The sequence below is a fragment of the Streptomyces sp. NPDC050610 genome (assembly GCF_040654875.1).
Lineage (GTDB): Bacteria > Actinomycetota > Actinomycetes > Streptomycetales > Streptomycetaceae > Streptomyces.
On sequence record NZ_JBFAIV010000022.1, the window covers coordinates 118,947 to 145,347 of the forward strand.

22 protein-coding genes are annotated in these 26,401 nt (G+C 70.3%); 2 read left to right on the plus strand and 20 right to left on the minus strand.

The features are described 5' to 3' along the window. Positions 1 to 217 precede the first annotated feature (217 nt). The gene (locus AB0I22_RS25700; RefSeq protein ID WP_363133253.1) at positions 218 to 832 is read right to left on the minus strand and encodes an aminoglycoside phosphotransferase family protein; all 615 of its coding nucleotides are present in this window, start codon (positions 830 to 832) and stop codon (positions 218 to 220) included. A gap of 1,012 nt (positions 833 to 1,844) precedes the next feature. On the opposite strand from AB0I22_RS25700, the gene ltrA reads away from it, so the two are divergent. Beyond that, positions 1,845 to 3,047, plus strand: coding sequence for a group II intron reverse transcriptase/maturase (ltrA, locus tag AB0I22_RS25705; RefSeq protein WP_363133254.1), 1,203 nt, complete (start codon positions 1,845 to 1,847; stop codon positions 3,045 to 3,047). 1,252 nt (positions 3,048 to 4,299) lie between these two features. Here ltrA and AB0I22_RS25710 read toward each other — a convergent pair. From AB0I22_RS25710 to AB0I22_RS25790, 17 genes are all read right to left on the minus strand, one after another. Continuing rightward, positions 4,300 to 4,707: an SgcJ/EcaC family oxidoreductase gene (locus tag AB0I22_RS25710; RefSeq protein WP_363133255.1), complete on the minus strand. Its 408-nt coding sequence runs from the start codon at positions 4,705 to 4,707 to the stop codon at positions 4,300 to 4,302. A 128-nt stretch (positions 4,708 to 4,835) separates the two neighbouring features. After that, a complete protein-coding gene (locus tag AB0I22_RS25715) occupies positions 4,836 to 5,315 on the minus strand; it encodes a MarR family transcriptional regulator (RefSeq protein ID WP_363133256.1) in 480 nt (159 codons plus the stop codon). Positions 5,316 to 5,606: 291 nt separating this feature from the next. Continuing rightward, the gene (locus tag AB0I22_RS25720) at positions 5,607 to 6,962 is read right to left on the minus strand and encodes a lanthionine synthetase C family protein (RefSeq protein ID WP_363133257.1); all 1,356 of its coding nucleotides are present in this window, start codon (positions 6,960 to 6,962) and stop codon (positions 5,607 to 5,609) included. Further along, positions 6,959 to 9,832, minus strand: a complete 2,874-nt coding sequence (locus AB0I22_RS25725; RefSeq protein WP_363133277.1) for a lantibiotic dehydratase — start codon at positions 9,830 to 9,832, stop codon at positions 6,959 to 6,961. Before AB0I22_RS25725 ends, AB0I22_RS25720 begins: the two co-directional genes overlap by 4 nt. Positions 9,833 to 10,186: 354 nt before the next feature. Beyond that, positions 10,187 to 10,660: an NUDIX domain-containing protein gene (locus AB0I22_RS25730; RefSeq protein WP_363133258.1), complete on the minus strand. Its 474-nt coding sequence runs from the start codon at positions 10,658 to 10,660 to the stop codon at positions 10,187 to 10,189. Positions 10,661 to 10,691: 31 nt separating this feature from the next. Next, entirely contained in the window at positions 10,692 to 11,663 is a 972-nt protein-coding gene (locus tag AB0I22_RS25735) for a hypothetical protein (protein WP_363133259.1), read from the minus strand. Positions 11,664 to 11,720: 57 nt separating this feature from the next. After that, positions 11,721 to 12,941: a GNAT family N-acetyltransferase gene (locus AB0I22_RS25740; RefSeq protein WP_363133260.1), complete on the minus strand. Its 1,221-nt coding sequence runs from the start codon at positions 12,939 to 12,941 to the stop codon at positions 11,721 to 11,723. Beyond that, complete coding sequence (locus AB0I22_RS25745; protein WP_363133261.1) at positions 12,938 to 13,639, minus strand: HAD-IA family hydrolase; 702 nt, start codon at positions 13,637 to 13,639, stop codon at positions 12,938 to 12,940. Before AB0I22_RS25745 ends, AB0I22_RS25740 begins: the two co-directional genes overlap by 4 nt. Then, a complete protein-coding gene (locus tag AB0I22_RS25750) occupies positions 13,636 to 14,289 on the minus strand; it encodes a ribulose-phosphate 3-epimerase (protein WP_363133262.1) in 654 nt (217 codons plus the stop codon). The genes AB0I22_RS25745 and AB0I22_RS25750 overlap by 4 nt, the downstream gene beginning before the upstream one ends. Beyond that, the gene (locus AB0I22_RS25755; RefSeq protein WP_363133263.1) at positions 14,286 to 15,401 is read right to left on the minus strand and encodes a DegT/DnrJ/EryC1/StrS family aminotransferase; all 1,116 of its coding nucleotides are present in this window, start codon (positions 15,399 to 15,401) and stop codon (positions 14,286 to 14,288) included. The genes AB0I22_RS25750 and AB0I22_RS25755 overlap by 4 nt, the downstream gene beginning before the upstream one ends. Next, on the minus strand, positions 15,398 to 16,507 hold the full coding sequence (locus tag AB0I22_RS25760) for an alcohol dehydrogenase catalytic domain-containing protein (RefSeq protein ID WP_363133264.1): 1,110 nt from the start codon (positions 16,505 to 16,507) through the stop codon (positions 15,398 to 15,400). Before AB0I22_RS25760 ends, AB0I22_RS25755 begins: the two co-directional genes overlap by 4 nt. Next, a complete protein-coding gene (locus AB0I22_RS25765; protein ID WP_363133265.1) occupies positions 16,501 to 17,595 on the minus strand; it encodes a dehydrogenase in 1,095 nt (364 codons plus the stop codon). Before AB0I22_RS25765 ends, AB0I22_RS25760 begins: the two co-directional genes overlap by 7 nt. Continuing rightward, complete coding sequence (locus tag AB0I22_RS25770; protein ID WP_363133266.1) at positions 17,592 to 18,764, minus strand: sedoheptulose 7-phosphate cyclase; 1,173 nt, start codon at positions 18,762 to 18,764, stop codon at positions 17,592 to 17,594. Before AB0I22_RS25770 ends, AB0I22_RS25765 begins: the two co-directional genes overlap by 4 nt. A 9-nt stretch (positions 18,765 to 18,773) precedes the next feature. Further along, on the minus strand, positions 18,774 to 19,817 hold the full coding sequence (locus tag AB0I22_RS25775) for an ROK family protein (RefSeq protein ID WP_363133267.1): 1,044 nt from the start codon (positions 19,815 to 19,817) through the stop codon (positions 18,774 to 18,776). Beyond that, positions 19,814 to 20,521 (minus strand): 6-phosphogluconolactonase, encoded by a 708-nt coding sequence (gene pgl / locus AB0I22_RS25780; protein WP_363133268.1) that lies wholly within the window; start codon positions 20,519 to 20,521, stop codon positions 19,814 to 19,816. The genes AB0I22_RS25775 and pgl overlap by 4 nt, the downstream gene beginning before the upstream one ends. Positions 20,522 to 20,684: 163 nt before the next feature. Next, positions 20,685 to 21,755 carry a galactosyltransferase-related protein gene (locus AB0I22_RS25785; protein WP_363133269.1) on the minus strand — a complete coding sequence of 357 codons (1,071 nt, stop codon included), beginning with the start codon at positions 21,753 to 21,755 and terminating at the stop codon, positions 20,685 to 20,687. Between the two features lie 63 nt (positions 21,756 to 21,818). After that, on the minus strand, positions 21,819 to 22,994 hold the full coding sequence (locus tag AB0I22_RS25790; RefSeq protein ID WP_363133270.1) for an MFS transporter: 1,176 nt from the start codon (positions 22,992 to 22,994) through the stop codon (positions 21,819 to 21,821). A 431-nt stretch (positions 22,995 to 23,425) separates the two neighbouring features. Here AB0I22_RS25790 and AB0I22_RS25795 point away from each other — a divergent pair, with 431 nt between their 5' ends. Beyond that, positions 23,426 to 24,061 (plus strand): HAD family hydrolase, encoded by a 636-nt coding sequence (locus tag AB0I22_RS25795; RefSeq protein WP_363133271.1) that lies wholly within the window; start codon positions 23,426 to 23,428, stop codon positions 24,059 to 24,061. Between the two features lie 411 nt (positions 24,062 to 24,472). On the opposite strand, the gene AB0I22_RS25800 is transcribed toward AB0I22_RS25795, so the two are convergent. Further along, positions 24,473 to 25,081, minus strand: a complete 609-nt coding sequence (locus AB0I22_RS25800; protein WP_363133272.1) for a DUF5994 family protein — start codon at positions 25,079 to 25,081, stop codon at positions 24,473 to 24,475. A gap of 822 nt (positions 25,082 to 25,903) precedes the next feature. Further along, complete coding sequence (locus AB0I22_RS25805; protein ID WP_363133273.1) at positions 25,904 to 26,242, minus strand: MerR family transcriptional regulator; 339 nt, start codon at positions 26,240 to 26,242, stop codon at positions 25,904 to 25,906. Positions 26,243 to 26,401 lie beyond the last annotated feature (159 nt).

Below are 26,401 nucleotides of genomic sequence, written 5' to 3' on the forward strand. Positions count from 1 at the left end.
CCGGCCGTGTAGCGATCAGCGTGGTCAAATACGTCTACGGGAACAGGCCGCAGCCCTCAGCAACGTCCGCCGCCTGCCCGCCGCCCGCCCCGGAACGGCACCGCACGGATCATGCAGCTGAACCTGTCGCCGATCGACGTATCCGAACACGGCGAGGGAGCCCACCGGCGTGGCCGGCCGTGCTCCCCCGCCGGGCCGATCTGATGCTCGCATGAGGTCAGCGAGACAGGGCGAGCAGTTCGTCGATCACGGGCTCTGGACCGTCATAGGTGAGGTGTGCGATGGCTGCCATTGGTGCAGTCACTCGGCTCCAGGCATACAACCGGTCCCCATCGAGCCCGCACGCGGTAGCCACCCGCCGGCAACGAGCCTCGACACCCTCTTGTCCGGCGCCCGCCACCACGTAGTCGACGGCGTCGAAGCATGGGTCGCCTACGCATGCCTTGGGGTCGATCGCGATCAGACCGCGCGACGGGCCGCCGTCCAGGACGTTGCCGAGGTGCAGATCGCCGTGCAGCAACACGAGCCTGGCCTGACTGTCCAGCAACCTCTCACAACGCCGTATCGCCCGCTGCCACGCGGCCTGGTCAATCCGTGCGCCGATGGCTGGCTCGGACAGCCGCCGGTCGATCCGGACGAAGGCTTCGTCAAACCGACCGCGCAGATCCAGTGGCCAGTGCGCGGGTGGGGCCACGGCGTGCAATGCGGCAAGCAACTCACCCCACTGCTGCGGCAATGACGTCTGCGGCATGTCGTCGGCCACGGTGCTGGGCAGGACCTCCCCCAACACCATCGCCCCGGCCTCCGCGTCGGCAGACAAGACGGCCGGCACTCGACCCGACGGTCGCGAACAAGCGCAGCATCTCCACCTGCTTGGTCAACAGTGCCCGGTCCGAGCTGAGTTTGAGTACCGCTGGCCTCCCGTCAGGCCATTGACAGCGCAAAACGACAGATGAGGCTCTGCTCTCGAACAGCTCACCCAGCACGAACCCCCACCGCGCGGCCAGCCGTGCAGCGAGGTTCGGAACCTCGGCGAGCCAACCCTCGGCTTCAGAGCCGAATCGACCTACCAACACCGCGCTGAAGGTTAAATGACAAGCGTACGTCCAGCAGTCCGGGCGTCATCGCAGCTCAGAAGGGGTGTGGGTGATGTAACCGGACGTCAAGCTCAGGATAGCCAGCCGGTGGAAGACCGGTCCGGGGAGACGCCAGGGTCCCCGGTAGCTGACTCCTGGCGCCACTCGAAATGGTGGCGTCGAAGTGGAGTGACAAGCGCCCTTCGGGGGCGTGCAACTGACCAGTCCGCAACATGAAGTGAAGCCTGCAGCGTCGTCATTTAACCCCCGCCCGTGGGCGGGCCAAGGAGGAGCCGAGCCTGTGCTTGTTTGGCGAAGGCCACGGAAGGCGATCTCGGACCTGGAGCGGTCGCCGAAGAACCTCCCGGCGTAAGGGGCGTGGAATGGTCGGAAGGTTGTCCTGGGAACTGGAGAGAGCCTCCTCGGCCCCGGGTTTGCGGCCTGGGAAGCGTGGCCTGCTTATAACCGGCAGAACCGGGAAATGGCGGGTTGTCGAGAGGCAGTCGGAGGGGGTCGTAGTAGTGATGATCGGCGGGACAACACAACCCGCCGGGAGCGAAGGGCCCCTGCTTCATCGATGCGATTCGCGAACACGGAGGGACCCGGATGAGTGCCGTTTCGGCTAGTTCCGTCCGCCGGGAGGAAGGCGCCGCGGGACCGGGCCGCCGTTCTCTGGACAAGGTCCGAGCCTTGCAGCGGACGCTTTACCGCTGTGCCAGGCAAGAACCCGAACGCCGGTTTCATGCCCTGTATGGCCATGTCCACCGCATGGACGTTCTCAGGCGGGCGTGGGCCGGTGTGTGCGCGAACCGGGGAGCCCCCGGCGTGGACGGTATGACCGTCGACGCGGTGGAAGCCTCGGGGGTGGATGCATTCCTCCAGGACCTTTCGCAGAGGCTGCGGACGTATACGTATCGTCCGTCGGTGCTGCGGCGGGTCCAGATTCCCAAACCGGGGCGGCCGGGAGAGTTCCGGCCGCTTTCGATTCCCACCGTGGCGGACCGGGTGGTGATGACGGCCGCGAAACTGGTCCTGGAACCGGTATTCGAAGCCCAGTTCACCGAGGCGAGCTACGGATTTCGGCCCAAGCGGTCCGCGATCGACGCGTGCGAAGCCGTGCGGGTCGCCGCGAACCAGCGACGGGAGTGGGTACTCGAAGCCGACATCCGGGACTGCTTCGGCACGATCGACCATGAGGCGCTGATGGCCCAGGTGGCACGGCGCGTGGTGGATCGGTCGATGCTGAAGCTGATCCGGGCCTGGCTGCGGATGGGAGTGCTGGAGGGCGGGGTGACCTCCCCGACCGGGGCGGGGACCCCACAGGGCTCACCGGTTTCACCGTTGCTGGCGAATATCGCGCTGCACGTTCTCGATGAGGCGTGGCAGAGCGAAGGCCGTCGGCTGGGGATCCTGGTGAGGTACTGCGATGATTTCGTGATCCTGTCGCCGACCGGACAGCGGGCCGAACAGGCTCGCGAGTTGGCGGCGCGAGTGTTGGAACGTCTCGGGATGAGTTTGCATCCCGAGAAGACCGGCATCGTCTGCCTCACCCGAGGCGGGCAGGGATTCGATTTCCTCGGCTTTCACCACCGGAAGATGGAATCGTGGAAATGGCGGGGCAAGTACTACTTGCAACGCTGGCCTTCGGCCAGAGCGATGCGGGTGCTGCGGGACAAAGTCCTTGCGGCGACCGCTCGTTCGAGGACTGAGCGGCCAGTATCCGCCGTGGTAGCTGATCTCAACCCCGTGTTGCGGGGCTGGGCTGCGTACTTCCGTAACGGTAACTCCGGGCGGAAGTTCAACGTGGTCGACGGCTACGTCCACGAGCGTCTGGCGATTTTCGCCAGCGCGAAACACAGACTCGCGGGCAGGAACTGGGCCACCCGGTTTACCTATGGATGGATCTCCCGGCTCGGTGTCTACCGTCTTACCGGAAACGTGCACAGAGCGACGGCGCATGCCAGTCGGTGAACGATGTCGGAAAGCCGTGTGCGGGAGAACTGCATGCACGGTTTGAAGCGGCGGGGACTGGAAACGGAGCGAAAGCCACCGCGCCAGTCCCCGACCCTACTCAGAACCCGTCTTTGAACCCCTGCTGATGCTCGTGGAGTGTTGGCCTGAGGTTGCTACGGATCTCGGCGTGGGTTGACGCTGCGGGGAGTGGGGTCGCGACTTGTCGTCGGCGGCATTGATCGCCGCGCCTCGGCCTCAGGGGGTGGGCGGTATGCCCGCAGGAATCAAGATCGGGAATGTGACCCAGGCCCGGTACGAGGAGATTATCGCCGAGGGCCGGAAGCTCATCGAGATCGATACGGCCCTGGGGAGGATCGGACCGGCCAGCAGCGACTCCGCTATGAGCTGGTGGATCTCGTCGCTGAGCGTTGGTAGAGGACGGCGAAGTCAGCCTGGGCTGCCTCGATCACCTCGGTGAGGATGACCCGGCAGTGCGGGACGTGGGCCTTGATCTCGCGAGCGGCGGCGAGGGCGGCCTCGGCCTGGGGTCGGATGCGGGTGCCGATTTCTCGCTGAAGATCTTCTCGCGGTCGATGCAGCGGCCCGCGAGGGCGTCGAGTTCCTGGCCCAGTGTCGAGCAGCGGGCGTACCCGATCCGGATGTCGGCCCCCGGGGCATAGGGGTCGACGGGTGCGGGCGGCGGGGTGCCGGGTCTCCACGGATCTACGCACACCTCCCGACCCGCGCCCTCTGTCCTGACAGGCGTTACGGGACAACCTTTATCGAGTACTCGACTGCCGCGTAGCGAAGATCACGGCGTTCGACTTCAGCACGCAGATGCGCTTCGCGAGCAGATTGGACCACGCTTCCTCAACTGCACTCCAGGGCCGCGAAGCGCGGTACGTACTGAACCCGTCGGTAGTGAATCCAAGATCCGGACCATACCCTGACCAAGGCTCCACCAAAGGGCTCGCAATCCTCTATCACAGCAGGTCAACGCCACAAAGAACGCTGCACCACCAGCAGACGAAGAACCTCCTCGTCTCCTACTCCCCGAAGAAGCTGGGCTTCTTCTAGAGATCCTTAGTGGTGGGGCTTTTGGTCCCGCTCACGGTTGAGGTCGTGTGTGCCATGCCAGAGGTATGCGGTATCCCGATGCTGGTGGGCTGACGGCTGAGGAGCAGGCCGGGAGAGAGCAAGTGCGCCTGGCTGGTGCGCGGAGCGAGCTGTTGGGCGGGCTCGGCCTGTTGGGATCGGCGCCCTGTAGTGGTCAGGGGCGGTAGGCGCGCTTGGAGCGGCGGCTCATCTTCGTGTTCTGGAAGGCCACGCATTCCCAGCGTCCGTCGTGGCGGTGCAGGGTGAAGGTCTGGAATTTGTCGAAGTCGATCCGGTTGCCCTTGCCGATGCCGCCGACGGTGGTCACCACTGCCGTGGAGTCGTCCGGCATCCGCACGTCGATCGGCCTGACCGCCATGCGTGTGCCCTTCTGCCACCGGGTGAACACCTCGTGATGCGTCTGCTCGATGGCGGCACGCCCGAGCATGACGTCTCCCATGAAGATCACATACGAGGCGTTGTGCGCGAACTGTGCCGCGTAGCCGCTCGCGTCCCCCGCGTCCCAGGCGTCCCGGATCCGTTCGAGGAATTGCTCGACCGTGTCCTGGTGCGTGACCGTCATCGTCGTCTCCTATAGTCGGCCGCCTCGCGGCAGCACCTCAATCAATTCCCACCGAAACTATTCCAACTGAAACGATTTGCGCAAGCCCCGCCCGTCACCGAATCAAGAAGTCGGACCGGAAGGACCGGTCACCAGGCCCGGACGGGCCGTCCTTCGGGCTCGACGGCGACGTTGGCGTAGACGATGCCGAGCAGCCGGCGCAGTTCGGACCGGTCCTCGGCCGTCAGCCCCGCGGTCAGCCGCTCTTCCGAGGCGCCCGCGAGTCGGAGCAACTTCTCCAGTTCCAACCGGCCCTCTTCCCGCAGGCGGACCAGTTTCACCCGGGCGTCGGCGGGCGACTCGCGCCGCTCCACCAGGCCTCTCTCGATCAGCAGCCCGAGCAGCCCCACGAGACGGCTGGCCGGAATGCCCAGCGCGGAGGCGAGCTGTTGCTGCGCGTGCTCCTCGCCGTCGCGCAGCCCGCGCAACACAGCGAAGTGCCGCGGCAGCAGATCCTCCGCGGCCAGGGCGGACTCGAACGCGAGAGCCGCCGCGTTGCCCGCCGAAGCGATGATGAAGCCGAGTGGTTCGTTCGCCCCGGCGCTTCGCGTGGCAGGTCCTTTCCTCACCTGGTCAACGTAACAGCTGACCGTTCCCACCGAAACGGTCCCGCCCGGCCCAGCCAGTGCGGCGTCCGGCATCGCCTGACGCATCGTGCGAACCGAAGGACATCGTCCGCGCCCCGCAGACACTGCGCGATGAGCACGTGCAGCGGATCCGTGCGGCAGCCCTCTGCCGATAGCCGACCGCCTTGCGATCCGTACGCGCCGCTCAGTGCCCGCCGCCGTACGGTGCGCGCTATGAAGGGTGCCGGGCCCGCCAACTGTGCGGGGCCCGTTGGTGTCCTTGAAGGAGTCGCGTCATGCCACGAGCAGGGCCGTGCTCCAGAGGGAGGCGGGGTAGCCGTCGAGGTAGGCGTGGAGGGCGAGGGCGATGCCGGCGCTGCCCTCCAGGAAGCCCGCGCGGTGGATGGCGTTCCGGATTCCGGGGCCGAGGGTGGCGCGGTTGTAGACGTATCCGAAGGGGAGGTCGGACCGGTAGGCGGACCGCAGGGACGAGGCCAGTGCGGGTAGTCGTCCGGCGAGCCGGCGGCTTCCGCTGTCCCGGGCCATCAGGCCGGTGACGTGGAGTACGCCGGCCCAGCCGTGGCACAGCGAACTGTCGGTGACGGAGTCCCCCAGCGGTTGTGCGAGGGCCGCTGCCATGGCGTCGACGGCCAGGGCCTGCCAGTCGGCGCGCTCCATGGCCAGGCCGGCGAGCTGGATCGCGCGGGCGGTACCGGGGGTTCCGTAACACCAGGCGGCCCTGGGCGTCTGGTGGGCGTGCCGGCCGTGTCCGTTGACGAAGGTGTCGAAGTCGATGGTCGCGGCCCACAGACCGTGTGGGGTCTGCTGGCTGATGAGGTGGTCGACGATGCGGATGATGGCTGCCTGCTGGCCGGGGACGCGTACGCCTTGCCGCCAGGCGAGGGAGAGCAGGGCCAGCGGGCCGCTGATGCCGTGTGCCAGTCCGAGGTTGAAGTGGCCGCGGGGGTACTCCGGTCCGACACCCGGCTTCGTCGGGACCCACCAGCCCGGGACCTGGCGCCCGTTGGCGGTCACGGGTTCGGTGAGACGGGCCAGGTAGGTCAAGGTGTCGATGAGCAGAGGGCGGTGTTCGTCGCCCCGGAGCAGCAGGTAGCGTCCCAGTCCCGTGGCGCCGGAGACGACGTCGTAGCTGTGCATGTCGACGCCGGGTCGGCCTGCGGTCAGCCGCTTCGCCTCCTGGGCGAGCAGGCTGCGCAGCTGGCCGGCCATCTCGGAATCGAGGGTGGTGAGCAGGTCGGCGTAGTCGTCGTCGCTGTGCCGGGCCGTGAGGGCGGCGAGGGCGAGGGAGGCGGCGCCGCCGAACAGTCCCGGTCCGGTGGGCCCGTCCAGTCCTCGGGCGGCGGCTGCCAAGTGCGCGTGCGCGGCATGCCGGAGGCGGCTGTCGTGGTGTGAGAGTTCGGCGTACAGCAGGGCGACGCCTGGGTGGGCCTCGCCCAGCCCCAGCGGGCGCCACGGGGGCCGCGCCTGTGGCAGGCCGGCGTGCTGGTCGACGTTGTCGGGTGCGGTCGCGGCGGCAGCCACATGCTCCGGGTCGGTGAGCCGCCCGACCAGGTCGTCCATGATGTCGCGCAGCTTGCTGGCCATCCCTGCCCCGGATCGATCGGCGGCCACTTCGCCGACGGCGGTCATGTGGTGCTCCTGATGCGGTCGCGGTGGGCTTGCAGGGCTCCGCGCATGATCGCCGTGGCGGCTCGCTCTGCCTCGGGGTTGATGCCGATGTGCCGGTTGTGGTGCATGTGGAGCAGGGACAGAAATATGGACGTGGCCGGTGTCCAGCCGCCGTCACCGAGCTCGCGCAGGGTGTGCGCGTAGTCGGTCAGGGCCGCTGCCCGGCCTTGCCAGACGGTCAGCAGTTTCTCGCCTCCGGGATGGGCGCGCAGCCCCTCCCAGTTTCCGTCGGCGTCGACGAGACCGAGGGCTTCGCGCCTGCGTTCCTGGAATGCCCGGTGCGTCGCGCCGCGGGGGACGGCGTCGAGGATCCGGGGGATCCAGGCTGGTTCGCTGCCGTCCGGGAAGCCGGGGGCGGTGTCGTACGCGGTCCAGAAGGTGCGGGCGAGGTGTGCCTGGCCGACTGCCGCGATCAGCACGGGCTCCAGGGAAAGGCGGCCCGACTCCCGCAGCGCGAGCGCTTCGACGGCGGCGGTGCTGTCGGCGTGGAAGAACCGTTCGGCCGCCGTGATGGCCTCCGGGCCTCCGTAGCGTTCCAGCTCGGGGTCGTACGTGCGCAGGCCGTACCCGCGGATCAGGTGGCTCGCCCGGAGCGCGCCGGCCCAGTGGTGCAGGCTGGGCAGCACCGTTGTCGTCAGCGCCTCGGGCGTGCCGTGGAACCGTAGCCGGAGGTGGTCGTCCGGATCCCGGTAGCGGATGAAGAACCAGCGGTCCACCTCGTCGGGCAGGCCGGCGAGCAGGGAATTCATGGAGTCCGCGAGCAGCTCATTGTGCCGGGCGGCGGTGCAGTGCACGGTGGCGTACAGCCATTCGCCGCCCGGGGCGTGTTCGAAGTCGTGCCGCCGGCGCGGCGAGGGGCGGGCCGGTTCCCGGCGGAGAGGCGTCGGGGGCTGCTCGGCAGGCGCGCCCGGCGCCGACCGTGCTACCAGAGGAATCACCAGTTCGTTGCGGTGCGGGCCGTCCGGTCCGGTCAGCCACCCCGCGCCGGCGCCGTCGGGGTCCAGCAGTTCCTGCACGACGGTGGCGGGGCGGCGTTTCAACTCGTGCCGGAGCAGCCGCAGGTGAAGAGGGCGGGTCAGGTCGAGTTCGAGGCGCTGATCGGTGTAGACCGAGCAGACCCGGTCGGGCACCCGCCAGAGCTTGCGCCACGCGTGCAGCGCATCGGCCCATTCGCCGAACGGTGCGTCCTGGTCCCGGACGGCCTCGGAGGGACGCCAGCGCGCCGGAGAGAGGACGACGCGCCCGTGGCGTACTCGCGGTACGTATGGCAGGTTCCCGGCCTGGCCCCAGTCCCAGTGGACGCCGCGGACGTCGCCTCGGCCGATCTCGGCCAGCAGGCGTACGGCGTTGGGGGCCAGGGAGTGGGTGTTGAGCCGGTGCAGCACGGTCGGCAGCACCTCCCGGCCGCTGCCGGTCTCCACGATCCGCAGCCGGTGCGGACCAGCGGAGACGGCGAGGTTCTCCAGGGACAGGGTGCCGGGCTCGGAGTCGTCGGCGAACACGCCGACCGGAATGATGTGCTCCAGCAGCCGGGGAACCTGGGCCACATTGTCACCGCGGCCGCGGCGGGCCTGGAATACGAGTTGGGCGCGCAGCGCGTCCGGCGCCGAATCCCCTGCGCCGCCGGCCTGGGCGAGCCGGCCCAACGAGGCCCGCAGCGCGTCGGGAAGGAGGTAGGCGAACCGGCCGAACGTCGAGACGGCCGAACCGGTCGCGCCTCCCGTCAGCACGAGCCGGAACTCCCCCTCCCGCAGCGCCTCCACCGAGGCGGCCAGTAGCTGGGCGAACAGTTCGGCCGACGGCGGCCGCTGTTCCTGGGGGTCGGCGCCCCGGGCCACCAGCGGGTGCGTCTCATCGACCACGACCTCATCGGCGCCGGAGAGCAGTGCCTCCTGGGCGAGTTCCATCATCAGCCGGTCCCGCTCGGTGACGTCCGAAGGCGCCGTCGGGGCGATCCGCGTACCGGGCGGCTGCACGTATCCGGCGGGCGCGCCCAGCCCGGCTTCGGGATCCAGCAGCTCCGTCACGGGAACGGCCCGCCCCGTGCCGTAGCGTTCCACGAACTCCCTGTGGTACTGGTCGAGTGCCGAGGAACCGGAGGAGGCTGGGGCGAGCCGCCACAGGAGGTCCGCCGCCCGCTCGGCCTCCACCGCCACCGCACGCGGCAGTCGCACGCTCGCGTCCAGAGCCAGATCCACTTGCACACCCCGCTGCGCGGACCGCAGCCGACGCATGCGCGAGACGACGTCACGCCAGGCGTCCTGCCCCTGTCCCAGTGGCGCGGCCGCGTAGTCGGCGAGGGAGTGGACGATGTCGTCCAGCACGGCCGGGGCCGAGAACTCGGCAGAGTTCACAGCGGCGAGAGCGTCCAGTACGTACTGCCCCGCGTCCGATGTCTCCGCCGGTGGACGGAGGTCGGTGAGGAGGAGCTCCTTTCCGATCAGGTCGGCCAGCATGCGCTCGACCGCGCCCGCGGGGGCCGCGGGGAACTGCTGAGTCAACTGCCGCTTCAGCTCCGGGTAGCGCAACGGCCTGCCGCGCACTGCCTCCAGCGCGGCCTGCACCGCAGTGGTGTAGCGCACGCTGACTTCCCGCACATTCTCCTGCGGGGCACCCGCCTCGCCGCTCTGGTCCTCCAGAGGCAGATACGACAACGCGAGACGGTCGCCTCGCACACGGCATAAATTGTTGGCCGAGACCCGGAGTTCGTTCAGCACATCCGCTCTGCCGGTCCAAGAAGCCGTGAGCGCAGTGATCCAACCACGCTCCAGGCGAACCGACTTGCGATGTGCCGGTCCCAGACGCACCTGAGCGGACTCCGCAGACGGCAGGGATGAGAGTGCCGTCGGTCAGGGCGACACCTCGCACGCCCTGACCGTCCGTCACGACCGTGAAAGCGGACGAAAACCCTAGATGATCGCTACCTGCACCCCCGTCCGCAGCGGAATCGTGTTCCGCCTGCTCGCCCTCGCCGCGGAAGAGAACCTCGATGCTCCGGCCGACACGGCGAGCGCATTCGGCCGGTTCCACTCCGGAGTACAGCCAGAACGAAATCCCGGAGTGCCGAAGGCAGTAGGGCCGCTTGGTCAGGCCGGAGTCGAGTTCCGTACGGGGCAGAACGCGCTACGGCGCTCGCACGCATGAAGACCGGGAAGATCCTCCGCGACTGCCGCCGGCCCCATCCGTCAGCTCGGGTTGGCGAACCAAGGCTCCGAAGTGTCGTCAAATGCCTTCGACAAGAGGAATTCGTCGTTCTCCGGCAGTTCGGGAAGTGCGTCCGGCGCGAACCACGCCACGTCCAGTGATTCGTCGTCGTTGACTCGGGCCTCGCCGCTCTCCAGTCGGCAGAGGAAGGTGATGTCCAGGTATTGGACCTTGTCGCCGTTGTCGCAGACCATCGGCGGGAGCGTGTGGACGCTGGTGATGCGTTCGGGGGTGACGACGACGCCTGCCTCTTCGTGGACTTCGCGGGCCACGGCGGCCGCGGGGTGTTCTCCTGGTTCGAGAATGCCGTGCAGGAGCGACCATCTTCCGGTGTCCGCGCGCCGGTTGAGCAGGATTTTCCCCTCGTGCTGGACCACGGCGGTGACGCCGGACAGCCATAGCGGATCGTGGCCGATGAATTTACGCAGATGGAGGATGAATTCCGGGGTGGTCATGGCGTTGCCTTCGGTGAGGTGAAAAGCATGGCTATGCGGGCAGTTGTTGCGGCTGAGGCTGTGCGGCCCGCAGGTCGCCGGTGACGAGGGCGGCGTCCGCCAGGAGGACTCGGGCGTGCGGGTAGTCCTCGTGCAGGCGGCGGGAGAGGACATCGCTGATCTCGGCCGCGTCCTGTGCCCGGCAGATGCCGATCATGGAGCCGCCGCCGCCCGCGCCGGTGATCTTCACGGGCAGGTCCACGGCTCGGCGGGCGGTTCGGCGCATGTGTTCCAGGACTTCCGATGACATGTGCTGGATGTCGCGCATGGCGGTGTGGGCGTCGTCCATCGCCTCGCCGAGGAGGGCGAGATCGGCGCTCGCGACCGCCGCCCAGGCCTGGGCGGCGCAGCGGTCGGCGGCGGCGATGTACCGCTGGAGTTCGGGGTCGCCGAGGGCGTGCTGGCGGCGGACGTCCGCGAGGTGGCGGGACGTCGACTTGGGGGTGGCCGAGTCGATGACGACGATCTTCCAGGCGTCCGGAAACGGGGCGCATGCCATGAGGACGGGTACGGAGCCGTCGCGGCCCTCGGTGAGGGTGGTGCCCCCGGCGATGATGGCCGTCTGGTCCATGCCGCCGCCGTGGTAGATCTCGTACTCGTGGTCGTAGGCCCACTGGAGCAGGGTGGCGCCGTCCAGTTCGAGGTCCAGGTGCTGGGCGAAGGTCCGGAAGAGGCCGATGATCAGCGAGGAGGACGACGACAGTCCGCTGGCGAGCGGCGCCGAGGCGTCGATCGTTATGGCGGGGCGTCGCGCGTCGAGGTACGGCAGGCGGTGCCGCATGGAGTTCCACACGGCGGCGGCTTCGGCTTCCGCGTGGGGCTTTGGGGCCTCGGACCGCAGGACGCGGATGCGGGTGGGGAGGTCGGCCGCGACGCAGACGGAGCGGTGGCCCAGCCAGTCGAGGTCTTCTCCGGCGAGGCAGGCTCGGGTGTTGGTCCGGGTGGCCACGGGGTGCGGAGGCATGGCGGTGCCGCCTTTCTCTGGTGGGGTGGAGGGGCGTGATCGAGGGGACGTGCCCGGTCAGAAGAGCGTGGAGCAGTGCGGCGTCCCGACGCCCGCGAGGGCGCGGGCGAGCTGGAGGGCGCTGCCGGGGGTGTGTTCCACGAGGCGGCCCGCGGCGGTGAGGCGGGGTACGTCCGTACCGGCGAGGAGGACGGCGGTGAGGTCGCCGATGCCCAGTTCCAGGTCGGCGGCGCGGCGTCGGGACGGTGCGCACCGTGGTCCGTCCGGTCCGGGCTCGACGTCCCATGTCCCGTCCGCCGGGCCGGTCGCGTCGTGGACCCGGAGGGTGAGAGGGGCCTCCAGTCCGGTGAGGCAGGCCGTGGCGACGGCCGGCACGTCGAGTACGCGGGCCCACAGCCGGTCGGCCGCCCCTGTCAGGCGCATGCTGCGGGGGTCGGCGAACTGCCAGTTCAACGGGGCGGCGAGGGGCCGTCGGCGGAACTCGATCCGGTCGCACAGGTCCAGCCCGGTGAGGAACGCGAGCAGTGCCTGGGTGGTCGTGTGGTCGGGCGCGACGAACTCGTCGACGATGACGGGGGCGGGGCCTGTCTCCTGGGTCCAGGGCGCGGGCCGGCGCCACAGGGCGTAGCCGGTGGCGGCGCCGTCCGCGGGCTTGCCGCGCGCCAGTACGCAGTGCTGGTCCGCGGGGGCGCCGACGGCTTCGGGGCAGGCGTATCGCGTGCGCCACCACAGGGGCGGTCGCGCGAGTTCGGCGGGGGTGGCGATCTGGTGGGCGTCGAACACCGGGGGCAGGGCGGTACGGGCCGTCTCGCCGTCCGGCATCTCGACGTCGCACGGCTCCGCGGGCGGGATGGCCGCGGTGCGGGTGTCCAGGGTCCAGTCGCTGTCCGTGGTGATGGGGGCGTAGCCGAATCTGCTGTAGATGCCGCCTTCGCTGGCGTTGAGGACGGTGAAGGCGTGGCCGGTTTCGACGGAGGTCCGCTGATGGGTCCGCATCAGTTCGCGCAGCAGTCCGCGGCGCCGGTGCGAGGGGAGCACGGCGATCTCGCCGAGGCCGGTCGCGGGGAGCGTCCGGCCGGGGCGCACGGTGATCGTCAGGTGGCGGGAGACGGCTCCGGCGACGATGCCGCGGTCGCGTACGGTCAGGAAGCCGTCCGGTTCGGCGAGGGCGAGTCTGGCTCGGATGACCGGCTCGGTCTGGTGGATTCCGTAGTGGAGGAAGAGCGTCGTCCGGTTGAAGTGGACGAACTCTTCGCTCAGTTCGCTTCGTTCGATCACGCGGGGCCGCCTCGGGGAGCGTCGGCGGGCAGGGCTGGTCGGACGTCGGAGATCAGGGCTGGTTCGGCGCCGGCGCCGGTCCCGACGGGGTGGAAGGCCACCGCGGCCAGGTCGTCGGCGTACCAGTCGGCTTCGGACAGTCGCGTACGGGCGTGTGTGGTGCCCAGCGCCACGACGCGCATACCGGCCCGCTTGGCCGCCGCCACCCCGCTGGGCGCGTCCTCGACGACCACGACCGACGCGGGCGGCGTCCGGAGGCGGCGGGCCCCGAGGAGGTACCCCTCCGGGGACGGTTTGCCGTGGGCGACGTCGGTGGAGCACACCAGGACGGGCGGGTGCAGACCGGTGACGTCGAGGCGTCGCGCGGCGGCCTCCGGCGAGCACGAGGTGACGACGCCCCAGAGGATGCCGCCGAGGCGCGCGGGCAGGCCCGTGACGCCCGGCTGTGCGGTGACCGACTCGGATTCGCGGGCTTCGAGGGCGTCGAGGCGCCGGACCTCGGCGGGGGTGGCCAGTTCCGGGGCGACCTCGCGGATGTGATCGGCGGTGCGCAGTCCGTGGCCGAGGGCGAAGGTGCTCGCTCCGTCGAGTCCGTGCCCGGCGGCCCACGCGTGCCAGGCTCGTTCGTTGCCCGCGGAGCTGTCGACGAGGACGCCGTCGAGGTCGAAGAGGACGGCGTGGGCGGCCACCCGGATCATCGGGCCGCCTGCTGGAGCGCTTCGACGCCCGCGCCGGGGCCGCCGGCGGCCTGGAAGACGGCCGAGCCGGCGATCAGCCGGTCGGCGCCCGCTTCCCGCAGCGCCTTGGCGCGGGCCGCGGTGACGCCGCCGTCGGCGGCGATCGCCACGTCGTGCAGGCCGCGGCGGTCCAGCAGGGCGCGCAGGCGCGTGATCTTGTCGAGGACGTGCGGCATGAAGTCGCTGGTGCCGGGGCTGCTCGTCATGACCGTCACCTGGGCGACCTGTTCCAGCGCCTCCTCCACCTGGGCGAGCGGGGTGCCCGGGTTGAGGGCGGCTCCGGCCCGTAGACCGGCCTGGTCGAGTTGGCGCAGCAGCCGGGAGATGTGCGGCGTCGTCTCCACGTGGACGGTGACGAGGTCCGCCCGGGCCTCGATGAGGGCGTCGAGGTGGTCCTCGGGCCGGGCGACCTGGAGGTGGACGTCGAGGGGGAGGTCCGTACGGCGGCGGACAGCGGCCACGGTGCGGGCGCCGTAGCTGATGTCGGGTACGAACGAGCCATCCATGACGTCCAGGTGGAGGTAGGCGACGGGGACGCCGCGCAGGGCGTCGACGGCCTCGCCGAGGGCGAGCGGGTCGGCGCCGAGCAGAGCGGGGAGGATCTGGGTCACGGACGGGCTCCTGTGGTCGCGGTGGCCGCTTCGGTGAAGCGGTCGATGACGTAGGCGAGTTCGGCGGGGGTGAGGTCGGGGTGGATCGGCAGGCAGAGGGTTTCGGCGGCCTGGCGTTCGGCGTTGGGGAAGTGCCCGGCGGCGCCGAGGCGGAGGTCGGCGAAGGCCGGCTGGCGGTGCACCGGTACGGGGTAGCGCGTGACGGCTTCGATGTCGGCGGCGGTCAGCTTGCCGAGTACGGCGTCGCGCGCGGGCACGGCCACTTGGTACAGGTGGAAGACGTGTTCCTCGCCGGCCGGTTCAGGTACGGACGCGACGGGCGCCAGGGCCCGGGAGTAGTGCGCGGCCAGTTCGCGGCGGCGGGCGTTCCAGGCGTCGAGGCGGTCCAGCTTGTGGTCGAGCACCAGGGCTTGGAGGGCGTCGAGTTTGGAGTTGCAGCCCCGTGCCACGTGGTCGTTCTGAGCCCGCTGGCCGAGTCCGCGCAGTACTCGTACGGTGTCGGCGATGTCCGTACGGTCGGTGGTGAGGGCGCCGGCGTCGCCCGCGGCGGCCAGGTTCTTGGACGGGTGGAAGCTGAAGCAGCCCACGTCGCCGAAGGAGCCGACGCGCTGCCCTGCCCAGCGCGCTCCGACCGCTTGGGCGCAGTCCTCGACGACGGCGAGGCCGTGGCGGTCGGCGATCTCTCGGACGCGGTGCATGTCGAGGGCCTTGCCGAAGAGGTGCACGGCGAGGACGGCCTTGGTGGCGGGGGTGATGGCCGCTTCGAGGTGGTCGAGGTCCATCAGGAAGTCGTCGACGGTGCAGTCGACCAGGACGGGCCGGGCGCCGACGGAGGTGATGGCCAGGACGCTGGCGTGGAAGGTGTTGGCGACGGTGACGACCTCGTCGCCGGGGCCGATGTCCAGGGCGCGCAGTGCGAGGACGAGGGCGTCGGTGCCGGAGTTGACGCCGACGGCGTGACGGGTGCCGGTGTAGGCGGCGAAACGTGCCTCGAAGTCGGCGACGGGCGCGCTGAGGATGTACTCGCCGGAGCGGAGCACTGCCTCCATCTGCTGGAGGAGTGCGGGCAGGTCGGCGAACTGTCCGCTGTGGTGGTATTTGCGGACGATCACTGGGCGGCTCCCTGGAAGGTGTCGGACGGCGGGCTCGGCACGAGGACGGGCTTGCCGAGGAACGGTTCTCGGGTCAGGCGGTTGAGGAAGTCGGCGCCCTGCGTGAGGGGGAGCACGGAGGTGACCAGGCGGTCCAGGCGCCGGCCGAGTTCCTGGCGGTCCGGGGTGCGGGGGTCGAGGAGGTCCATGGCGGTGGTGAAGTCCTCCCTGGCGGCCCCGTGCGAGCCGACGAGGCGGAAGGTCTTGCCGCCGGTGGTCACTCGGGCGGTCAGCTGCTCTCTGCGCAGGGTGTCCAGGTCCACGTCCGCGAACGACTGGCCGGGGCGGGTGCCCGCGTAGAGGAGTACCCGGCCGGCGGGGGCGACGAGGCGGGCGGCGAGGTTGAGCACCGCGGTGTCGGCGGCGGCCGTGGCCACGATGACGCGCGGTACGGCCATGCCGTCGGCCTCGTCCGCGGTGCGCAGCGCCGTTCGCGGCAGGACCGAGCGGTCCTGGAGGAACGCGAGGCGCGGACGGCCGCGGTTGATGAGGGTGACGGGGACGGAGCGGGCGCTGAGGACCGTGGCCATCAGGGTGCCGGCGGTTCCGGCGCCGATGACGGCGACGGGCTCGGCCGGGTCGGCGTCGGCGGCGCGGGTCGCCTCGTCCAGGCGGTGCAGGCAGTGGCAGACGCACGCCAGGGGTTCGACGAAGACCGACCGGATCACCGGGCTCTCCGCGGGGAGGGGGACGAGCGCCGCCGCGACCTCGGCGCGCTCGCCCCGGATCTCCACGAGTTCGGCGAAGCCCGAGGTCCGGTGGACGCGCGGGTGGGGGTCGAGTACCACGCGCTGTCCGGCGGGCAGGAGCCCTTCGGGCCGGCAGGCCACGACGGTGCCGACGATCTCGTGGCCGAAGTCCCGGCGCAGGTGCCGGGTGCCGTCGATCTCCTTGAGGTCCGAGCGGCACACCCCGATGGCGTCGGGCGCGAGGAGTACGGCGCACTCCCCCGCCGGGCGGTGCTCGACGGTGGCGCGGGTGAGGCGCACGGTTCCGTCGCGGTGTTCCAGCCGGCGGTACGCCGTTCCGTCGTGGTGTTCCAGCCGGTGGTGCGTCGGCGTCAGCATGCGGCACCCGTCGTGCTCAGGGCGCCGAGGGGGGTGGCCGTATCGGGGGTGCGGGCCGGTGCGGCGCCGAGGGTGGGGTCGACGGCGACCTTGATGTACTCGCCGAGGAGGGGGGACGGGCCGCTGCTCGCCGCCATCGCGTCCAGGCAGGCGTCCAGTTCGGCGAGGGACACGACGTGGGTGACCAGGGGTGCGAACCGCTCGGGGGCCCGCAGCAGCAGTTCCTGCGCGCTTTCGAGGTGGGCGCGGGAGGTGCCTCGGTGCCCGGTGAGGTGCAGCGGCTTGCCGCCGTCGGTCGAGGCCGCCCGTAGCGGCTCGGCGTCGGGGCGTCCGCAGACGTTGCTCCGGCGGATGGCGCCGAGGTCCTGGCCGGGCAGCCGGTCGTGGCGGTCGCCCGGCCCGAAGCCGCCGAACAGGTCGATGACCCCGCCGGGGCGTACGTGCCGGACGGCTTCGCTCAGGCCGCCGGCGGCCGCTTCGCGGGGCAGGCAGAGGAAGGCCGCGTCGTAGCGTTCCTCGGCCGGCCATCCGCTGTGGCGGCCGCGCAGCCGGCTCCGGTGCAGTACGTGCCGGTGTTCGACGTAGTCGAGGCGGGCGGGGCGGTGGTGCATCAACTCGACCTCGTATCCGCGCAGTTCGCCGACGAGGGCGGCCAGGAGGCCAGTGGTGCCCGCGCCCCAGACGCCTACCGTCCCGACCGGGCCGGCCGAAGTGAGCAGGTCCCAGGCGTAAAGGACGGTGGCGATGGGCTCGGTCAGGATCGCCAGGTCCGCGACGAGCGCGGGGGCGGCGGGTACGAGCGGCGGGCCGCCGCCGGGGATGATGTCGGGGTGGTACGCGGGCTGGAAGATGCCGTCGTAACTGTGGCCCAGGATGTGCTCCTGATTGTGCGGAGCCACCGGGTTGAAGAGGGTGAAGCGCCGGCGGGGGTCGGATTCCGACGGGGTTTCCGAGTGGATTTCCGCGACGCCTTCGTGGCCCAGGGTCCGGGCGGCGTCGGGCCGGATCCTTCGCCGGATCTGCAGGTCGGTGCCGCAGATCCCGGCGCGCAGGATGCGCAGGGTGCGCCCGGTGGCGTCGGGGCTCATGGGGCGACCGTTTCGAGAGCGGCGGGTGCGTGGTCTTCGGCCCCTGAGATGGCGTCGGGGGTGGTGTGTTCGTCCAGGAAGGCCATGGCGCGCCTCAGGTCGTCGGTCGTGATGTCCTCGACGAAGGTGGCCGTGCCGATGCCGGTGGGCAGCGGTACGTGCTGGTGGCCGTCGCGGTGCCCGGTGGCGTCGTCCAGGCCCTGGCGCAGGAGGCCCAGGTCGCAGACGGGGTGCCGGGTGGGCAGGCCGGTGCGGTGCAGCAGCCGCAGTACGCGCAGGGTCTCGTCGTGTCCGAGCAGTCCGCTCTCGTGCGCCAGCGCGCACGAGAAGGCCATGTCGATGGAGACGGCCTCGCCGTGGAGCAGTTCGGGGGCGGCGTGCATCTCGATCACCGGGCTGAAGGTGTGCCCGAAGTCGACGAGCCGTTTGAGCTCGTGCTCCCACAGGTTGGGTTCCAGTTCCTCCAGCATGCCGGTGACGCTCCGCTCGATGACCTCCGACGCGTTGGGCGTCTCGAAGCGGCGGCTGACCAGCTCGTCCGCCTCGCCCTCGACGAGGGAGAACAGGGCGGCGTCCTTCATGACGGCCATCTTGATGATCTCGGCGAGGCCGTTGCGGATGTGCCGGGCGGGCAGCGTGGTGAGCAGGGTGCGGTCCAGCAGGGTGTGGGCGGCCGGGAAGTAGGTGCCCAGCCGGTTCTTGTGGCCGTCGAAATTGATCGCCGTCTTGGCGCCGACGGACGCGTCGACGAGGCCGATCAGAGTGGTGGGGATGCGCACGAAGGGAGTGCCGCGCCGGTAGAGGCTCGCGGCGAGCCCGGCGAGGTCGGTCACCACGCCGCCGCCGACCGCGACGATGGGGTCCGAGCGGCGGTTGATGCCGGCGCGTACCGCGGCCCGGGTGATCATCAGCAGGGCGTCGCTGGTCTTGGCCGCCTCGTCGGGTTCGAGGACGAGGAAGGTGGGCCGGGCGTCGGTCCACGCCGTGAAGTAGCCGCGTATCGCGTCGCCGTAGAGCCGGTCCACATTGCGGTCGACGATGACCAGGCGGCGGCTGCCGGGCCCGAGCCCGGCGACGGAGGCGAGGGCCTGGTTGGCCGGGTCGAAGACGGATTCGCTCTGCTGTACGCGGTAGGTAACGTCCTGTGTGGAACGGACGGTCCACGCCATGATGACTCCTTAACGTTGTCGGCCGGCCTGGGTGTGGCGGAGGTGGAGGCCGGCTCCTTTGAGGCCCGCCAGACCGTCGGCGGCGCCGAGGAAGACGCGGCGGGCGAAGTACGCCTCGTCCGCGGCCGAGATCTCGTACAGGCCCAAGTCGTCGAGGTTCTTGAGCAGGCTGCGCAGATAGGCGTCTCCCAGCCCTTCGACCACGCCGCCGAACAGGTAGGTGGCGGAGACTTCGGGGTCGAGGGTGGCCTGGTGGAGCAGGACCCGGGCCAGGGGGAGGGTGAAGAGGTCGAGCAGTTCCCCGCTCGGCGCGTCGCCTCGCGCCGCGCTCCGGGTGAAGGCGGCGAGGGCCGAGCGTGGTCCCGCGGTACGGAAGGGTGCCGCTTCGGGGAGGGTGCGGAGCAGTTCGGCGATGCCGCGTCCGGAGGAGAAGGCGCTCACGTGGTCGGCGCCGCCGCAGTCGCAGACGGCCCGGAGGGGCCGGCCGCGCCAGTGGACGGGCATGGGCAGGTGGCCTATCTCCCCTTGTAGGCCGTGCCGGTGGTCGAGGGGGATGTGGGCGGAGGCGAGGTCGATGGTCCGGTAGGCGATGCCGCTGCTGACCGTCACGGCTGCCGCCTTGCGGGTGCCGGGCGGGTGGTCGCGGCGGGCGCGGAGGGTGTGGGCGAGGGCCGACACGTCGTTGATCACTCGGATCGGCGAGTGGGGCAGTCGCTCCGTCAGGACTCGGCCCAGCGCGAGGGGGTGCCGGCCCGGCCCCCACAGAGGGGCGCTGCCGATCACCAGTCCCGTACGGCCGTTGATCGCCGCCCCGAGCGATATCGCCAGGGCGGTGCGGCCGTGGGCGGCGCGGGCCCGCGTGGCGGTGGCCACGATGTGGTCGACGAGCATCGCCTGGAGCTCGGCGGGGGGCTTGTCATGCGTGCGGACGGAGAGGGCGGGGGTCTTCGACAGGGGGTGGAGTTCGTCGTTCTCGTCCAGCAGCCCGGAGCGGAACCAGGTCCCTCCGAGATCCAGACAGAGGATCCGGCCCCCGTGGGACCGTCGCGTCACCGAGGGGCCGGGCGGGACGTCCCGTGCTGTCCCGCGGCGGCGATCTCGTCGACGAGCAGCACGCCGTCCTCGCCCAGCACCGTGCGTACGGCGGTGAACCGCGGGTCGTCGCCACCGTCGAGCAGCCGGCCGACGGCGGCGGCCTTGCCCGCCCCGGCGGCCAGGACCAGGCGCAGTCCGCCGCCGCTCAGTACGGGCAGGGTGAGCGTCATGCGGGTGGTGTCCTGGTAGGGGCGGGTGACGGCGACCCACCTCGACGATTCGAGGGCCGGGTCGCCGTGGAAGAGCGAGGCGGTGTGCCCGTCCTCCCCCAGTCCCGTCACGACCACGTCGGGCGCGCCGTCGGTCAGGAGGCGCCCGAGCAGGTGCCCGTAGGCCTGGGCGGCCTCCCGAGGGTCGAGCGGTGTGCCTACGGGCATGGGGTGGCGGTTCTCGGCGGGTACCGCCGCGGGTTCGAGGAGGCGTTCCTCGATCACCCGCCACGAGGGGCCGTCGCCGGACCGGGTGAGGTGGTCGTCGGTCTGGATCACGTGTACGCGGTCCCAGGGCACCGGCATCCGGGCGAGGTTCTGGTACGTCGCGGCGGGGGTGCTGCCGCCGGTAAGCGCGAGGACGCAGCGTTGCCGTCGCGCCAGGGTTCGCCGGATGTGTTCGGTGATGGCCCGTGCCGCGCCTTCGGCGAAGTGTGCGGGGGTTTCGGCCACGGTTACCTTGGGGTTGCTTGTCGCTTCTGCAAACATTTTGGACCCCTTTCGTCGGACTTCCGGTCGGATTTCCAGTCGGCTCTCTCGGCGGCTCTCCCGCCGTTATTGCACCGGTTTTTCGTCGGCTCTTCGAAGGTGTTGCGCCGCTTTTTCACCGGTTCCGTCAGTCGGTGTCGTGCGTCGCCCGGGCGGCGGCGTTGGCCATCAGCGGGCGCTCGTGCATCAGGTGGAGCAAAGTGTCGGCACTGCGCAGGACAGGACCGCGGCTTTCCAGTCGGGTGATGAAGTCCCGGTCCTCGCCGCCCCATCCGACGAAGGAGGAGTCGAATCCCCCCACCGAGCGGAATCGTTCGGCGGACACCACGACGCAGCCGCCCGGGGGCCGGCGCAGCAGATATCCCGAGAGGGTCCCGCGAAATGGATCGCGGCCCTCGGATATGTCCTGGGTGATACGGTCCGAGGACTGTGCGTCGAGACCGAACGAATCCTGGAAGGGCAGGAAGGCGCTGACGCGCCGCGCCTCCCGGCGGATACGCCGGACGAAGTCCCGGTCCACGACCATATCCGCGTCCAGCAGACACACGGTGGCTGCCGCGTGATGCGTCTGGCGAGCGCCGAGATTCAGGGAAGCGGCCTTGTTGAACGGGCCGGACTGTCGTTGGAAAACATACTCGTCCACCCACGGGATCAAACATTCTTGATGCCGCGGGATTTCATCGCTTTCGACGAGGGTGACGAAATAGCCGGACTGCGGCTCCGATTGCGCCCGCAGCGCCCGCAGGCACGCCAGGGCGTTCCTCAGGCGCAGATCGTCCTGCTGCGCCCGGAACGGGACGACCACGTGCAGCTTTCCGGACGGCCGCACGGTTTCCCGCGCCGTCTGCCGCTGCCGGACGAGCTGGCCGGCCGGCGCCGAGAAGTACACCTGCCGGATCTTCCCCTCCATCTCCTCGGCGCGCCGGAGGAGGTCGTCGGGGACCGCTCCCCAGCGGACGGCCCGTTCGATCCCCTCCATCACCTGCTGATATGCGATGCGCGGCGACTCGAAAGCGCGCAGCGCGTCGCCCATGGAGGTCAGTCGCGGATCGGCGGCGGACAGCTCCTCGACCGCCTTGGCCGCGCTGTCGTAGTAGGGAAGGCTGCTGTTCCAGTAGGGCGGACAGTATTCCCTCGCGTCCTTGTCGAGACCGGCGACCGCGGCGCCTGCGAGCAGGCCGGAAAAGCCCAGGTGCATGATGAATAGATCCTTTGCGGAAAAGGGGGAATGTGCTGGTACCTGGCAGGCGGCGCGACGCGGCTACACCGCGGCCGGGGACTTGCGGACGACGAGCCCCTGTACGGCGCCCGACACCAGGACGCAGGCGCCCAGCGCGCACCACATCCCGGCGGCGTTGCCGAGCCCCCAGCCGATGACCGCCGGACCGATGGCGTACGAAACGGTCCAGGTGAGCTGGAAGACGGCCATGTACGGGCCTTCGTCCCGGTCGGGCGCCAGGGCGACCGCCGCCGCCGCGGCCGTGGGCTTGGAGGCCGCTTCGGCGACCGCCAGGAGTGCCGTGGCGGCGGCCGCCACGAACCCTCTGGCCACGTCGGGCACCAGGGGGATGGCCAGGGTGACCAGCACGGCGGCCTCCACCACGGCGATGGCGCCGAGAAGGATCCGGCCGCGCGTCCAGTCGGCCAAACGGGCGCTGAGCGGGAGCTGTACGCACGCGATGACCGCGTACCGTGTCGCGACGACCGCCGCCGGCCAGAAGGCCGGCAGCCCCAACTCGTGGACCAGGTACACCGGGAAGGCGACGGTGGGGATCAGCCAGGCCACCGACAGCATGGTCTGCGAGCTCACCAGCGCCATGAACGGAACGTCGCGCAGCGCGGAGACGAAGGTCGCCCGCGGCCGCGCCGACCGCGCCCCCTGCCCCCCTTCGGGGATGCGGGTGCGCAGCACGAGGGCTCCCGCCACGAGAGAGCTGACGCAATTCGCCCCGAGTGCCAGCTTGAGGCCGCCCGGACCCAGCGCCGCCAGCAGGCCGGTCGAGGCCACGGCTCCCAGCCCCAGACAGGTGGTTTTGAGGAAGTTGATGAAAGAGAACCACTGCGGCAGCTGGTCCTTCGACGCGACGCGGGCCACCGCACTCGGCCAGGCCGCTCCGTACAAGCGGTCGGCTGCCATGACGACGAAGGCCGCGCATATCACGCGTAAATGATTCGAGGCGAAGAAGTAGGAACCGTATCCGGCGACGCTCATCAGGTTGCTCAGCATCAAGCACCTTTTGGGTCCGATGAGCTGGACGAGCCGGCCGGCCAGGGGAATAACGAGGAAAGACAGCAGCGAACCCACTGACACGGCGGTTCCTGCGGCAGCCGCCGACATGTGCTGGACATTCAGGAAGAACAGTAGGGACAGCGGCAGGAACACGCCGGTGCCGACCGTGTCGAGTGCGACGGAGTACAGCAGGGTGCGCTGTTTCACATCCGCTCGGAGCCCGTTTCGCCCCGCTGTCGTACGTCGAAAGACTTCCCCCGCACGCACGTCGCTGACCCCTCCAATGCCCCCGTGTGCCTCGTATTACGCACTCACTACTTGGGTGTACCAAGGATGAATACAAGGCGAACTTGGAATGAACCGTTGCCAAACCATAGGTCCAGACCAGTAACAATCGCAACGCCCGCCCGGAGGCTGACCGAAACTAGTCGCCCGCCTGTATCCGATACGTACGGGCAAACCCACCCAAGAGGCGACCCCCGAGCGCGCGTTCGACTTCGAACTCCGGCTTCCACACCCGTCCGGCAGCCAGTTCACCGGCGCGCAAGAGCGCGAATAAGCAAGACCGCGAGCAGATATAGACATGAGCACGCAGGCGCTCGAACGAGTAAGGGGACGAGCGGGCGAGAATGAGCCCCATGAATCTGCGCAATGTCGTATGGGACATGGACGGCACACTGCTGAATTCCAGTCGAGTGGTGCCGGAAGCATTCGTACGGGCCGTAGCCGAACTTTCCGGACCGCCCGTAGCGGCCGACGAGGTCGTGGACGCCTACTGGCGGGGCACTCCGGAGGTCATCCTGACTTTCCTGATGCAGCGTCAACTCACCCCGCATGAAAGCGAGTCGTATTACCGCGCGCTGGACGGCGCGGAGGTGGAGCCGTACCCCGGAGTGCCGGAGACCCTGACCGCCCTGCGGCGCCGGAACCTGCCGATCACGGTGTTCACCGGCGCCAGCACGCGCGCCGCCGAGCTGCTGCTCCGCTCGGCTGGCCTGTCGGCCGACCTCGTCATCGGCGGCGACACCGTGGACCGGCCCAAACCCGCCGCCGACGGCATGCTGCTGGCAGCGCGGCGGCTGGGCACAGCGGCGGAACACCTGGCACTCGTGGGCGACTCCCCACTCGACCTCCAGGCGGCCAAGGCCGCGGGCAGCCACAGCGCCTCGGCCGCCTGGGGCCACATGTACGACGCCGCCGAGCCGGCCGACACGACACTGCACACGCCGGACCAGGTACTGGAGCTGCTGGCTCCGCACGGGCCGTCCGCCTGAGAATCCTGCGGGACGGAAGGAGAGCCGGACCGACCGGCTGACGGGGCCTCTCCCCCAGCTCCGCGCGCTCAGGCCGACCGGGCCGAACAGGTCGGATACATCGAACAGGCCAGGAGGGAAGTGCGTCGGGTCAGCGCTGGCCGTGTGTCCGGCGGATGCGGCGCCGTGGGCGCAGGCGCCCTCGGCCCCCGTCGCGGTGGTCTCGGCGCTCGGGAGCGGAGGGCGGCCGGGGCAGGGCCGGCAGCGGCCGGGTAGTGGTGCCGCGAGCGCCTCGGCCGGTGGGCTGAGAGTGGCTGTAGCGGTGCAGCGCGATCCTGTCTGCGCGCTGGGCGTTGAGCCGCTGGATCACGTACGCCGCCCCAATGATCAGGATCAGCAGAACGCCGACGGTCGGGGACGTGTCCATGGCGATCACACCCCTGCTCCCGGACGGCCGGCCAGGGCCACGGCGGCCGCGTGGGTCGAGGGCGCGTGGGTCGAGGGCGCGTGGGTCGAGGGCGCGCCGCCCTCGTACTCCCACGCCTCCTCGGGGTCCTGTACCCGGCCGGCGGACGAGTCGCCGTGGCGGGCTTCCTCCGCGGCCAGCAGCGCGCTCGCGGTCAGCGGCGCTCCCATGGGGTCGCTCGCGGCGGCCATCAGCCGGGCGGCGGCGGCAGGGCGGGTCTCAGGTGGGATCACCAGCAGGTCCCAGCGTCCGACACTGTAGGAGAGCAGCAGGACCTTGTGCGGGTCGAGCTCCGGGGTGAACCAGCCGACCTTCACCACGCGCCCGCGGACGGGCACCTTGCGCGGGATCACGGGCCAGTGGGCGGGATTGACGGCGATGCGGGTGATACGCCCCCAGCGCGGGTGCAGCACGTCGGTCAGATCAGGCAGTTCACGCATCAGGTCGCGGGAGCGGGGCCACCACGCGCCGTCCAGCAGGCCGCGGGAGGCGCCCGGGACCTTCAGTGAGAGGCGGACGGCCGGTACGGCGGGGTCCGTGGGCGGCGGTGGGAGAAGGCTGATGGTCGCGGACATGGCGCGAACCCGTCTCCAGGCAACTGTCCGAGGGCAGTTGGCCGGTGTATTCGCTCGCCGAGAACGACTAGGGCGCGATGGCCGGTGTACGACATGCTCTCGGTATCTCCAGGTTACTCCCCGGTCAGGCGCAACGGACCGGGCGAAGCAGCCGAGTTCACATGCCTCCGCTCCCGGGGTGCGCGTCACGACTCGTCCCCGGTGTCACACGACCCGAAGCACGGGGCATCGCGCGCTTGTGGCGGGAGGCCGGCCGCACAGGAGTCCCAGCCCGGGACGATCCCCGGACGGCCGCCGCTCCTCCTGGACGACGGCCGTGGGCGCGAGGATGCGAGGCCCCTCGCCGCGTCCTCGCGCGGTCCTCCACGGCGACAGGGACGCGCGAATATCCCGCTGCGGTCCCCGGTAAGGAGGACGAAGGCTGGAGCCGTGCCGTCGACGATACGGCTCCAGCCGGGCTCCGACGGTGTGCGCCAACTCATGGGCTGGGAGCCTGGGGGCCGGTGGATGGCGGTGGGTGCGTACATCACCGTCCGGCCCATCTGCCCCTCTGGCAGCGGAAGGCGGGAGTCGTGAGCCGCGAGCCGTGAAGGGGCACACGACCGGCGCACTCGGAGCCCCCGCGCCTGCCGGCCGACTACCAGCAGACGGTTCCCAAGAGGCTTCGGGCGACCTGGGCCCCGACCGCTGAACTCAATCGCCACTGCCGTGAGCCCTGGGGAACGCGCTCAAGTTCAGCGCGACTGATCCCGCCGAAGCGGGAGTCAACCACTATGTGATCAATGAAGAAGCCGCCGGGGAGGCGGACACTGCCCAGCCTCCTCAGTCCGCGTCCGCGGGTTTCGCCGATTCGGCGGCGTGGCGGTATTCGGTGTTGATGCGTTGGGCTTCTTCGAGCTGGTCTTCGAGGATCACGATGCGGCAGGCGGCCTCGATGGCGGTGCCCTGGTCGACGAGTTCCCGGGCGCGGGCGGCGATGCGCAGTTGGTAGCGGGAGTAGCGGCGGTGGCCGCCCTCGGAGCGCAGTGGGGTGATCAGGCGGGCTTCGCCGATGGCGCGCAGGAAGCCCTGGGTGGTGCCGAGCATCTCGGCGGCCCGGCCCATGGTGTAGGCGGGGTAGTCGTCGTCATCGAGACGGCCGAACGAGTCGTCTGCTGTCACTTGCACCTCTCTGTGGAACACGCTTGAGGGGCCTTGGTGCCAATGGCACCAAGGCCCCGAAGGAACTGCTACACCATCTGCCGGCCCTGATACTGCGCCGGCTCTCTGTTTCCGCCGACCCGACCTAGAGATGTCGGGGGTGCGGGGATCGCGGTTGCT